At 72.8% G+C, this 12,586-nt stretch carries 8 protein-coding genes; all 8 read left to right on the forward strand.

Features of this window, described 5'->3' with window-relative positions; translation table 11 throughout:
- The first annotated feature begins 5 nt into the window (after positions 1-5).
- The 8 genes from P8A18_RS23675 to P8A18_RS23710 all read left to right on the forward strand — a co-directional run bounded on the left by P8A18_RS23675 (position 6) and on the right by P8A18_RS23710 (position 12,580).
- Positions 6-1,034, forward strand: coding sequence for an AAA family ATPase (locus P8A18_RS23675; protein WP_306057395.1), 1,029 nt, complete (start codon positions 6-8; stop codon positions 1,032-1,034).
- Positions 1,035-1,227: 193 nt separating this feature from the next.
- The gene (locus P8A18_RS23680; RefSeq protein ID WP_371933712.1) at positions 1,228-4,827 is read left to right on the forward strand and encodes an SAV_2336 N-terminal domain-related protein; all 3,600 of its coding nucleotides are present in this window, start codon (positions 1,228-1,230) and stop codon (positions 4,825-4,827) included.
- A 161-nt stretch (positions 4,828-4,988) separates the two neighbouring features.
- Complete coding sequence (fxsA, locus tag P8A18_RS23685; protein ID WP_306057396.1) at positions 4,989-5,177, forward strand: FxSxx-COOH cyclophane-containing RiPP peptide; 189 nt, start codon at positions 4,989-4,991, stop codon at positions 5,175-5,177.
- A 373-nt stretch (positions 5,178-5,550) separates the two neighbouring features.
- Entirely contained in the window at positions 5,551-6,690 is a 1,140-nt protein-coding gene (locus tag P8A18_RS23690; RefSeq protein ID WP_306061107.1) for an FxsB family cyclophane-forming radical SAM/SPASM peptide maturase, read from the forward strand.
- Positions 6,687-8,075, forward strand: coding sequence for an aKG-HExxH-type peptide beta-hydroxylase (locus tag P8A18_RS23695; RefSeq protein ID WP_306057398.1), 1,389 nt, complete (start codon positions 6,687-6,689; stop codon positions 8,073-8,075). The genes P8A18_RS23690 and P8A18_RS23695 overlap by 4 nt, the downstream gene beginning before the upstream one ends.
- Positions 8,076-8,156: 81 nt before the next feature.
- A complete protein-coding gene (gene fxsT, locus P8A18_RS23700; RefSeq protein ID WP_306057399.1) occupies positions 8,157-11,150 on the forward strand; it encodes an FxSxx-COOH system tetratricopeptide repeat protein in 2,994 nt (997 codons plus the stop codon).
- Positions 11,151-11,222: 72 nt separating this feature from the next.
- Positions 11,223-11,636 (forward strand): CU044_2847 family protein, encoded by a 414-nt coding sequence (locus P8A18_RS23705; protein WP_202453318.1) that lies wholly within the window; start codon positions 11,223-11,225, stop codon positions 11,634-11,636.
- Positions 11,633-12,580 (forward strand): AAA family ATPase, encoded by a 948-nt coding sequence (locus tag P8A18_RS23710; protein WP_306057401.1) that lies wholly within the window; start codon positions 11,633-11,635, stop codon positions 12,578-12,580. Before P8A18_RS23705 ends, P8A18_RS23710 begins: the two co-directional genes overlap by 4 nt.
- Positions 12,581-12,586: the final 6 nt, after the last annotated feature.

Here is a 12,586-nt window from a genome sequence, read left to right on the forward strand (position 1 = left end):
ACGCTATGAGTGAACCCAGCGAGTGGCTCATCTACCGAGGCGTCGGCGAACCGCACGACGAAGTGGCGCAGCTGCCGCCCCCGCCGCCCTGGCGTGACTTCAGCGGCGGCCGGGCGGACGGCGAGGCGGACGGCACCGAGTCCGCCGACCGCCGGCTCGGCATCCCCGGACGCGTCGCCGAGGAGCACCGGCCGGGCGCCGAGGAGCTGGAAATGATCAACGCGGCGCTGTACCTGCGGCGCCCGCTGCTGGTCACGGGGGACCCGGGCGCGGGCAAGAGCACGCTGGCCCATTCCGTGGCGCGGGAGCTGGAGCTCGGCAAGGTGCTGCGCTGGCCCGTCGTCAGCCGCACCACCCTGCTCGACGGCCTCTACCATTACGACGCCATCGCCCGGCTCCAGGACGTGCAGATCGCCTCGCACGCGGCGGCGGCGGGCGGTGCGGCCGGGGCCGACGCGGCGCAGAGCGTGGGCAGTTACATCCGGCTCGGGCCGCTGGGCACCGCCCTGCTCCCCTCGGACCGGCCGCGCGTGCTGCTCATCGACGAGCTGGACAAGAGCGACATCGATCTGCCGAACGACCTGTTGAACGTGTTGGAGGAGGGCGAGTTCGCCATCCCCGAACTGGAGCGGATCGTCGACCGGCTGCCCGGCGGCGAGGCGGACGTGCTGGACCACGACGGCAACAAGGTGCGGATCAGGGGCGGCCGGGTGCAGTGCAGGTCCTTCCCCTTCGTCGTGCTCACGAGCAACGGCGAGCGGGACTTCCCGGCCCCGCTGATGCGCCGCTGCATCCACCTGGAGCTGGGCCGCCCCGACCACAAACGGCTGGCCTCCTTCGTGAAGGCCCACCTGGGCGAGGAGGCGGCCCGCTCCAGCGACGACCTCATCGCCCACTTCCTGGAGCGTTCCCGCACCGAACTCCTGGCCACGGACCAGTTGTTGAACGCGATATACCTCACGCACGCCGCGTCACCGGCCGGCCGCGACCGGCTGGCCGACCTGCTCATCCAGCGACTCGACCGGCCGAGGTGAGGTACTGATGCCCGGGTCGGACGAGGACGGGACGCGGGGGGTTCGGGGGGCTGGAGGAGCGGCTGAGGCCGGAGGGGCTGCTGGGGTTGGTGGGGCGGCTGGGGTGTTCGGTGCTGCTGGGGCGCATGGGGCGCATGGGGCGCATGGGGCGCATGGGGCGCATGGGGCGCATGGGGCGGCTGGCGTGCGTGGTGTGCCTGAGGCGGCTGGGACGCCCGAGACGCCAGGGGCGGCTGGGGCATCCGAGACGCCCGAGACGGCTGGGACGTCTGAGACGGCTGGGTCACCCGAGACGGCTGGAGCGCCCGAGACGCCCGAGACGGCTGGGGCGCCCGGTGCGCCCGAGGCGCCCGGTGTCTCGGAGTCGTACGAGGACGGGCTGCTGCCCGAACTCGTCGCCCGGCTGCGCGCGGCCGGGCTCGAACCCGACGTCGAGCAGCTGTGCGACGCGCTCTGGCTGGCCCAGTGGACCCGCAGACCCGGCGCGCCCGACGCCGGCGACGGCGGGGCCGGAGCGCTGCTCTCGGGCGCCCGTTCCTCCGGCGAGGCCGCCGCCCGGGGCCGCGTCGGTACGCTCACCGCACCGGACGTACGCACTGCGGAAGCCACCCGGGACGACCACCGGGGCGCGGAGCGGGAGCCGGGGGACGGCGAGCGGATCTCCCTGCACCCCGTCCCCGGGCGCGCCCGGACCGGCGACGCCACAGACGCGGAGGACCGGGACGCGCCCCGGACCGGCGGCGCGCGCTCCGGCGCGCAGGCCCGCGCCGTGCTGCCCCTCGGCGTACCGGCCGCTCCCGTCCTGCCCGCCCCGCTCGAACTCTCCCGCGCGCTGCGCCCGTTGCAGCGCTACCACCCGGTCTCCGCCCCCCTGCGCCGCGTCCTGGACGAGACCGCGACCGCGGAACGCAGTGCCCGCGCGGGCGGCGTGATCATGCCGGTCTTCAGGGGGGTCCGGCGGGGCGACGCCATCGTCCAGTGCGTGATGGACGCCTCGTCCTCGATGCTGGTCTGGGACCGGCTGTTCGGCGAACTCCAGCAGATCTTCGCGCAGTTGGGGGCGTTCAGGGATGTACAGGTGCGCTATCTGCACCAGGGCCCGGACGGCGGCTGCGCGGTCAGCCGCAGCCCCGACCCGGCCGCGGCCCCGCTGCACTCGGCGGACCGGCTCAGCGACCCGACCGGGCGCCGCGTCACGGTCGTGGTCAGCGACTGCGCGGGCCCCCTCTGGCGCACCGGCCACGCGCACCGGCTGCTGCACCAGCTCGCCCGCCTGGCCCCCGTGGCCGTATTGCAGCCGCTGCCGCAGCGCATGTGGAACCGGACGAGGCTGCCCGTCACCTTCGGCTCGCTGACCCGGGGCGAGGGCCCGGCCGGGGCGACCCTGCTGAAGGTCACAGGCGACGCCGGAACGGGCCCCGACATCCACCCGGGGGCCCTGGCCGTGCCGGTGCTGCCCCCGGCGCCGGACGCGCTCGCGGCCTGGGCGAAGCTGCTCTCCGGCACCGGCGCCGCGTCCGTCCCCGGTGCGGTCGGCTGGGTCAGGGCCGACCAGCCCGAAGCGGCCGCCCGCCGCAGGGGCGACACGCTGTCCTCGCTCCAGCTGGTCAGCCGGTTCCGTTCGACGGCCTCCCCGGTCGCCGGCCAGCTCGCCGTCTACCTCGCGGCGGCCCCCCTCTACCTGCCGGTCATGCAGCTGGTGCAGCGCACCATGCTGCCCCACTCGGGCCCCGCCGAGCTGGCCGAGGTGCTGCTGAGCGGCCTCCTCAAAAGGGTCGACGGCGGCACCGGGCGCGGACAGTGGTACGCGTTCGAACCCGACGTGCAGGAGGCGCTGCTCGGGCCGCTCGGCCGTGACGAGGCTCTACTCGTACTCAAGCACTGTTCGCAATACATAGAGCAGCGGTTCGGCAAGGGCGGGCCCAACTTCCCGGCCCTGGCCTACGCCCAGCTCGGCGACGGCACGGTACGCGACACCGGACACGGCCCCGGGCCGGGCACCGGCCGGCCGCGCGGGGCCGAGGACGTACAGCCCAACGACGGGCACACGGACACGGACACGGACGGGGAAGACGCCGACGAGAGTGAGGAGAACGAGGGGGCCGAGGGGAACGAGAGGCGCGGCGGTCCGCGCGTCCCCCACGCCTTTGCCGAGGTCGCAGCCCGCGTACTGGAGCGATTCATGCCTGTGCCCCCCAGATTCGTGACCCGGGAGCCGAAGACCCCCGGGACCCCTTCGCCCCCCGCGGGCGGCGTCGCCGTGCGGCGCGCGCGTGAACTCGTGCGGCACTTCGAGGCCGACAAGATGGTGCAGCGCCTGATCGACGCCGTACAACTGCTCAGAGGCGCCGCCGAGAACAGCCCGACGCCGTCCGCCGACCCCGAGCTCTGGTCGGAGTACGCGCGCTGCGTGCTGCGGCTGTGGGAGGTGCAGGGCGGCGCCGACCTCCTCGACGAGGCCGAACGCGCCGCAGAGCGGGCCGCACGCCCCGGTGCCGTACGGGAGCGGGCGGTGCTCGCCAAGGTGCTGCACGCGGCGGCGGACGACCGGCGCAGGCGCGGCGACCGTCGGGGCGCCCTGGAACTCCTGCGGCGCGCCGACCGCGAGTACACCGCGGCCTGCGCGGCCCCCGGCCTTGAGCCCGGCGAGGCGCTGCGGCTCACCCTGGAGCGGGTGCGGGCCCTGGAGGCGCAGTGGCGGCTCGACGGCGACACCGCCCTGCTCCAGAGCGCCTGCGGCATGCTGGAGGCCTTCGCCGACGCCTGGCCCGACCAGGAGAACCGGCCCGCCGTCCTGCCGCTCCAGCACGGCCGGACCCTGCTGAAGCTGGCCCGCGCCACCCAGGACGAGGAACAGTCCCGGGAGTACGCCCGCCAGGCGGCCCGTTCCCTGCGCACCGCCTTCGCGCAGGGCGGCCAACAGACCCTGGGCACCGAGACGCGCATCGTCCTGGACCTGGTCGACGCGCTGCTCGCCTCGGGCGCCGAGCCCGAGGAGGCCGCCACCCTCACCGCCCACGCGCTGGAGACCGTACGCGACCAGCGCCGGCGCGCCCAGCTCCAGACCAGGGCGGGCAGGGTCCGGGTCGCCCGCTACGAGCACACCGGCGACCCCGCCGAACTCGTCAACGCCACCGAGTGGTTCGCCCGCGCGGCCCGCGGCATCCCGCGCGACTCCCGCGCCTACACCGACCTCCTCGCCGAGTGGGGGGCCACCCTGCTGCGCCGCGCCGAACTCCCGGACGGCACACGGCACATCGGGGCCGCGGTACGGGTGCTGCGGGACTGCCGCTCCGAGATGCCGGCCGGGGGAGCGCACCAGTCCGAGCGCCTGCTGATGCTCGGCCGCGCCCTGATGCTGAGGCACCGCGCCACCGCGGACCGGGTCGACCTGCGCGAGGCGGAGTACCTCTTCAAGCTGGCCGCCGAGGAGGCCACGGCCCCGCTCACCGCCGCGCACTGCTGGCTGGAGCTGGGCCGGGCCCTCCTCCAGGCCGCCGGAGTCCTCGGCCGCCCGGCCCGGCGCGACGAGGCGGCGGAGGCCTTCAGATCGGCCGCCGAGTCCGCGGCCGAGGCACAAACGGAGCCGGACAGTCCACAACATCTCCGGGAAGCGGTGGAGTTGGCTGCTACAGCCAACCACTGGCGGGGTATGACGTATGAGAGAGCGGGCCGCCCCCAGGCCGCGCGGGACGCGTACCGGGCGGCCCGGCAGGAGTGGCGCAAACTGCCGGACGGCGGCGGCGCGGCGGGTGAGTCCACCGCCGGGCGGCTCGCCGAACTGGAGCGCTGAGTGCTCAACGGCGAGCACGGCGACGGCCCCGCGGCCGCCGCCCGCGCGAAGGTCCGGGCAGCGGAGACAGGCAGACCAGACCCAGGACGCGGGACAGGCGGCACGCGCTCGACGACGAGCGATGGGCCGGCCGGCCCGGCAGTGCGGTACGGGGAGGCGTGATGAGCGAGTCGGCACGGAACGACGCAACGGCCACGACGGGCACGGGGGAGCTGCCCGACCTGCTGGGCCTGGACCTGGCGACCCTGCGGACCCTGGACCACCCGGTGCTGACCGAGGTGGTGGCGGATCTGCGGGGGCGGGCGGAGCAGCCCAGGGAAATGCTCTGGGGGTTCACCAACGCCTTCTGAGGAGGACGTCCACCGACACGGTCCGGACAGGAAGGTCCACCGACGGCTGTCCCGGGCGGATGGCCGCGGTCCGGTGGTGCCGTCCCGCGTCCCGGGCACCGCACGGTTTCGGCCCTGGGTGTGCCCGATCAGGACATCGTGGCCCGCGACGGGGCTGCGCATGCCGTACGCCGGGGACACTCCCTCCGGGCCGGTATCGGGGGCCACCCCGGCCGGCGTACAGCACGGGGGTGCTTGAGTGGCTGGACGGACGACGCCCCGGGAGGAGCGGTCCGCGGAACGGGCGCCGCGGCGCGATGCCCGTGCGCACCTCCGCGCGGGCCCGGCACCGGCGGACGGACCGGGCGCGACGCCGGTCCCCTTCGGCCAGTTCATCGTGAAGGTGCACGGCCGCTGCAACCTCGCCTGCCGCTACTGCTACCTGTACGAGGGCCCCGACCGGACCTGGCGCGACCGCCCCGCCGCCGCGGCCCCCGCCGTTCTGGACCGCACCGCCGGCCGCATCGCCGAGCACGCGACGGCCCACGGGCTCCGTAGCGTCGCCCTCGTCCTGCACGGCGGTGAACCCCTCCTCGCCGGACCCGGCCGGCTGGCGGCCCTCGCCGACGCGGTGCGCGCGCGGGTGCCGGCGGGATGCGCCGTCCACACCACCGTGCAGACGAACGCCACCCTGCTCACCGACGCCGGGATCACCACCCTCGCCCGGCACGGCATCCGCGTCGGCATCAGCCTCGACGGCGGTCTGGCCGCCCACAACACCCTGCGCACCGACCACGCCGGCCGCCCCTCCTGGCCCGCCGCCTCACGCGGTGCCCGGCTCCTGGCCGACCACCACCCCGACGCGTACGCGGGCATCCTCACCGTCGTCGACCCGCGCACGGACCCCCTGGAGATGTACGAGTCGCTGCTCGCCCTGCGCCCCCCGGCCCTGGACCTCCTCCTGCCGCACGGCAACTGGTCCAGCCCGCCGCCCGGACTGCCCGGACTCACGGACACGGCCATGGGCCCGGGATCGGGCCGCGCGACCCCGTACGGCGACTGGCTGTGCGCCGTCTTCGACCACTGGTGGCCTGCCCCGGGGCGGGAGACCCGCATCCGGCTCTTCGAGGAGTGCGTCGCCCTGCTCCTCGGACTGCCCGCCGCCACCGAGTCCCTCGGTCTCGATCCGGTCAACGCGGTCGTGGTCGAGACGGACGGTTCCATCGAGCAGGTCGACTCCCTCAAGTCCGCGTACGACGGCGCGGCCGCCACCGGCCTCGACGTCTTCCGCCACACCTTCGACGACGCCCTGCGCCACCCCGGTGTCGCCGCCCGCCAGGCGGGAGCCGGCGCGCTCGCCGCCGCCTGCCGCGCCTGCCCGCTGCTGACCGTGTGCGGTGGCGGCCACTACGCGCACCGCTATCGCGCAGACAACGGCTTCGCCAACCCCTCCGTCTACTGCGCCGACCTCGAACGGCTGGTCCGCCACGTGGCCGCCAGGCTCGCCGAAGCAACCGCTGGAGACCTTCCATGAGCACCGCCATCCCCGACCACGTCCTGCGCGAACTCGGCCGCACCGAGGGCGACGCCGCGTCCCTCGGCCTGCTCGTCCGCGACCAGGACACCCGCCGCCTCCTCCTTCTGAGGGCGGTGCTCGACGCGGCGTCGGCCGCGCCGGCGACCGTGTGCCCACCCCCACTGCTGGACCGGCTGCGCGAGGACTGGGCCCTGCTCGAAGCCGCCGAACGCACCGACCGGGCCGCGGCGCGCACCGTCCTGTTCCACCCCCTGGCCGGCCCCTGGGCGCAGCGCCTGCTGGGCGGCCTCACCGCCCCGGCCGCGGGCCCGGACCTCCTCGCGGACCTGGCCCACCTGACCGCACTCGCGGCCGCGGCGGCGATCCGGGCGGGGGTGGATTTCACCGTCTGCCTCGGCCCCAGGGACGGGCTGCTGTCGCTGCCCACGCTGGGAGCCGCCCGGGTGGACGCGGGCCCGGTCGAACTGCACTGCTCGGGAGGCGAGCTGACGGTACGGCCTGCTGACGTGCCGCCCCTGACCGTACGCATTCAGTCGGACGGCACCACGGGATCAGCGGACCCACGGTGGCTGCCCATGCTTATGCTGCCTGCGGTACTGCCGGGATCCGGTGCCATCCCGCTCGACGACCTCGACCCGTACCGCACCCTTGGCAGCGGACTCGAAGAACACGGACTGAGCGGTGCGGACCCGATCGACGACTGGGAGCGCAAGGCCTGGATCGAGTCCTGGTCAGGGATCGAGCCGCTGCTGCGCATCGGCGGAGAACACCGGCTTGCCGAGGCGGCCGTCCTGCTGCGCTGCATGGTCCCCCTCGGGCCACCGCCCGGCTCCGGGCCCACGGGTCGGAGTGCGGCGCATTGCAGCGGCACCCGGCGCGAGGCATTCGGCGCGATCCTCAGCAGCAAGCCCGCCACTGCGGCCTACTTCACGTCGACGCTCGTACATGAACTCCAGCACACCAAGCTCGCAGCGCTCTGCGCCCTCGTCCCCCTGCACCACGAGGACGCGACGCCCCGGCATTTCGCTCCTTGGCGTCCCGATCCCAGGCCCTTCGACGGGCTCTTGCAAGGTGCCTACTCGCATCTGGCGCTCGCCGACTACTGGCAGCGGTTCGCACTGAACGCCCAGCGCGTCACCCACCGGGATCTGGCCTGGGCCGAACACGCGCGGTGCAGGCAGCAGGTCGGGGCAGTGCTGCCGGTACTGGCGGGGTCGGCCTCCCTGACCGTCGAGGGACGTGTACTCGTCAACGAAATGATCACGCTCTACCACCGTCTGGAGGATTCGCCGCCACCCACGGGTCACCTGGCGCGTGCGGAGGCGTACGTGGCCACCGCCAAGGTGATATGGCAGCAGAGGAACGGATCATCCAGGAGTTGAGCAGCCGCGCGATCATGGCCGGGATTCGCAGGCCCCGGTGTATCTTGAAAAGGCTCACAACGAGGTCAGGGAGACGGTTGAATGCCCGTAACGCGTAGGCAAGTTGGAGCAACCGGGGCGCAGACCGTCACCCTCAGTTTCGCCGGATTCAACCGGGCCTGGGCGGCGTGGATCACGGACCGGCTGGAGCGGCACGGGGTGACCGTCGTCCAGCAGCGCTGGGACCCCCCGGTGGAGTTGCCGTTGGAGGACGCGCTCCGCGACCTCACGCTCTCGCGCGGGCGGATTCTGGTCCTGCTCAGCGACTGGTACTTCCAGCTCGGCCCCCGCAGCCACGAGGAGTGGAACAGAGCCCTGCGCGAAGTGGTCGTGCCCGATCCCGACCGCTTCGCCGCGGTAACAATCACCACCTCGGCGCTGCCCGGTGCCACCTCCGCGTTCGGTGCGGCGGACCTGACGAACGTCGGTGCGGACGAGGCGGAACGCCGTCTGCTCGTACACCTGGGACTTCCCGCCGATCCGCTTCCCGAGGACGCCGCCGCGCCGCCCGGCCCCCGCTACCCCGCCGACACACCCGAAGTCTGGGGAGGGGTACCGCGCCGCAACACCCGGTTCACCGGCCGCGAGGCACTGCTCACCGACACGTACCAGGCCCTGCAGGAGGCGGGGACCGGGGCGGGCGTGGTGACGCTGCACGGCATGTCGGGTGTAGGCAAGACCCAACTGGCCGCCGAATACGTCTACCGCTTCGGCTCCGACTACGACGTGGTCTGGTGGGTGCCCGCGGACCGGCGCGCGCTCTACCGGCAGAAGCTGGCCGAACTCGCCCCCGAACTGGGACTCGCCACCGGCGCCGAGTACGGCGAACGGCTGCGTGCCGTCCGCGACTCGCTGCGCCGCGGCGACCCGCACGCCCACTGGCTGCTGGTCCTGGACGGCGCCGACGAGCCCGACCAGATCTGGGACCTGGTGCCCACCGGCCCGGGGCACGTGCTGATCACTTCCCGCAACCCGGAGTGGAGCGAGCACAACAGCAACCTCGTAGAGGTGCCCGTATACCGGCGCGACGAGTCCGTCGCCTTCATCCGCCGTCGTGCCCCCAGGCTGACCCGGACGGAGGCCGACCAGCTGGCCGACGCGCTGGAGGACCTCCCGCTGCTGCTCGATCAGACAGCCGGGTGGCTGAACGACTCCGACATGTCGGTCGAGGAATACATCGAACTTCTCAGTGGCGGCATCGACCAGGACGTGGTCAAGGTCTCCGCGGACTTCCCTCTCGCCTTCCAGACCGCCTGGTCGATACTGCTGAACAAACTCAGGGACACCGTCCCCGAGTCCGTCGACCTGCTGCGCCTGTGCAGTTTCTTCGCACCCGGTTCCATTCCCGTGCGGCTGTTGAAGGAAATGCCGTCGGGGGAGTTGCCCGAGCAGCTCTCGGGTCTGATGAACGACCCGCTGCTGTGGAACAAGGCGATCGGCCAGTTGCGCCAGTACTCCGTGGTCCGCCTGGAATCCCACGAGTCAGTCGTGGACGAGGCGTCCTCCGGGGAGTCGCTCTACCTGCACCGCATGGTCCACCAGATCGTCCGCAAGGACATGCCGGATCACGACCGGCAGGAATTCATCGATGTCGTCCGCCGCGCCCTCGCCGCCGCCGACCCGGGCCGGCCCACGGACACCAGGCTCTGGCCCCGCTACGCGGAGATCACACCGCATCTGAAGTGGGCCGACGTGCTGCGCAGCACAGACACCGCTGTGCAGACCCTGGTACTCAACTGCCTCCGCTACATGTACCTCTCCGGGGAGTACCGGGCCGGCATCAAGCTGGGCGCGCGTGCCATGACCGCCTGGCGGGAACTGCTGGGCGAGAACCACGCGCGCGTCTTCGACCTCAGCTACAACTACGCCAACCTGCTGCGGGCCGTGGGCGACTACGCCGGAACCGAGGCGATCGAAAGGGCAGCCGTCAATCACCTGAGGACCGAGCGCGGCCCCCAGGATCTCGAACACCTCCGGGCGGCCGGTGGCCTCGCCGCGGACCTGCGCGGCCTCGGCCGTTACGAAGAAGCGCAGGAGCTGTCGAGCTGGATCCTGACGTCGTACCGGGAACTGCTGGGCGAGCAGGACTCCCGCACGCTCAGCGCGCAGAACAACCTCGGCACGTCCATGCGCCTCCTCGGGCGCTATGAGGAGGCCTTGGAACTCAACCGGCGCACTCTGGAGGCACGCCGCCAGCTGTTGCGGCCCCGCCACGGGTGGACCCTGTACTCCGAGGTGAACTACGCGACCGACCTGCGCCTCCTCGGCAGGTACCACGAAGCCCAGTCCGTCCAGGCCCAGAGCGCCCGTGTGCACCGGATCGTGATGGGCCAGGACAACCCCCAGACCCTGCGCGCCGAGCACAACCTGGCACTCTGCCAGTATCGGGCGGGGGAGCGGAACAAGGCCGCTGTGCTGTTCACTCGCGTACTGGAGCGCGGTGAGCGCGTGCTTGGCGAGAATGACCCGCTGACCATGATGTTCGCCGCCAGCCAGAGCTTCTTCGCCCGCGAGCACGCCGACATCGACCAGGCCAGGGCCATAAGCGAGAAGGTGGTGGGCGGCTATGTGGACATGCTGGGTGAGGAACATCCGTACGTGGCCGGCAGCCGCGCCAACCACGCCCTGATCCTGCGCAATGTAGGGGAACGCCAACAGGCGCACCACCTGCTGGAAGAGGCCCTCATCGACATGGGCCGTTCGGTGGGGGAGAGCCATCCCTGGACCCTGGGCTGCGCCATCAACGCTTCGGCCGTACGCAACCTGGTCGGCGACGTGGAGTCCGCCGTCAATCTGACGGACTCAGTCGTCACACGCGCCACCGAGGTCCTGGGACGCACCCACCCGCTGACTCTCTCCGCCCGCATCGCCCATGCTGCGGACCTGAGGGGGATTCGGGACAGGCAGCGAGCGGAGAAGGTTGAGACGGAGGCACTGGACGATCTGGTGGCGACGCTCGGCGCGCAGCACGCGCACACCGTGTCGGCGCGGTCCAGGAACCGTCCGTACTGGGACTTCGAGCCGCAGATGATCTGAGGCCATGGTGCTGGTGACGGCTAGTCAGTAACCTTGCGGCAAAGGCTACTTGAGCGCTCATGGGGGGCAACGATGGCTGTCGTTGTGGGTTCACCGGCACCCGGCGAGGACGGTCCCATACCGGTCGTGGTGGACGTCGAGGCGTTCACCGCCACCGGGGCACCCGTCACCGACGCGGACTCGCTGTACGGGAGCGAGGAGACGCGGGACGGTGCGGGGGCCGCCCGCCGTGCGCTCGGGGCGGCGGGTGATCTGTATGGGGACGGCCTCGACCTCGCCCGCCGCTGCGCCTCCCAGGCCATGCGCAGGCTGGGCGACCTCGGGGACGGGCTGCGGCCCGACGAGGTCGAGCTCCAGGTCGGCATCACCTTCGAGGCGGGGATGGCCGCCGTGGTCAAGGCCGGTGCGGAGGCGCAGATCCAGGTCACCTTCCGCTGGCAGCCGGGGCGCGAGGAGCAGGCGGTCGCGGTGGTGGCGCCCTCGTGAGGGACACGGCGCGGGAGGCGTCGCCGGCGCCGATCCTCCCGTACAGCCGTATCGTCGGGCAGGACGAGCTGAAGCTGGCCCTGGAGCTGAACTTCATCGCCCCGGCCATCGGCGGCGTGCTCATCGCGGGGCAGCGCGGCACGGCCAAGTCCACCGTGGTGCGGGCCTTCGCGCTGATGACCGGCGGGTGCATGCCCGTGACCCTGCCGATCAACGCGACCGACGACCGGGTGCTCGGCGGCTGGGAGCTGGACGCGCTGATGCACGGGGAGGCCCGAAGGCAACGCGGGCTGCTCGAAGAGGCGCACGACAAGGGGCTGTTGTACGTCGACGAGGTCAACCTCCTCGACGACCACATCGTCAACATCATCCTCGACGTGGTGTCCACCGGCGTCCTCTCCGTCCAGCGGGAGGGAATCGACACCGAGACCCATGTCTCGTTCGGGCTCGTCGGCACGATGAACCCCGAGGAAGGCAGTCTGCGGGCCCAGCTCCTGGACCGGTTCGGGCTGATGGTGACGGCCGCGGAGCTGGACATCGAGGAGCGGCACCGGATGATCACCACCGTGCTCGCCTTCGAGGAGGAGCGCCTGCGCGCGGACTCCGGCTGGCTACGGGCCGCCGAGGAGGACAACCGGCGCCTGCGCGACGGCCTGCTCGCCGCGCGCGCCCGGCTGACAGCGGTACGGCTGGAGGCGGACATCAGCCGGCTCTGCGCCGAAGCGGCTGCCCGGACAGGTGCCGTCGGGCAGCGTGGTGATCTGCTGGTGGCCAAGGCCGCCCGTGCCCTCGCCGCACGGGAGGACACGGAGCGGGTGAATGCCCGCCATGTGCGCCGGGTCCTGCCGCTCGCCCTGCGCCACCGCAGGCCCGAGTCCGTGCACGGTCAGGAGCCGGCCTGGGGGCAGGACGAGGAAGCCGCAATCGACGAGCTCTTCGGCTGACGCGCG

The sequence above is a fragment of the Streptomyces sp. Mut1 genome (assembly GCF_030719295.1).
Classification (GTDB): Bacteria; Actinomycetota; Actinomycetes; order Streptomycetales; family Streptomycetaceae; genus Streptomyces; species Streptomyces castrisilvae.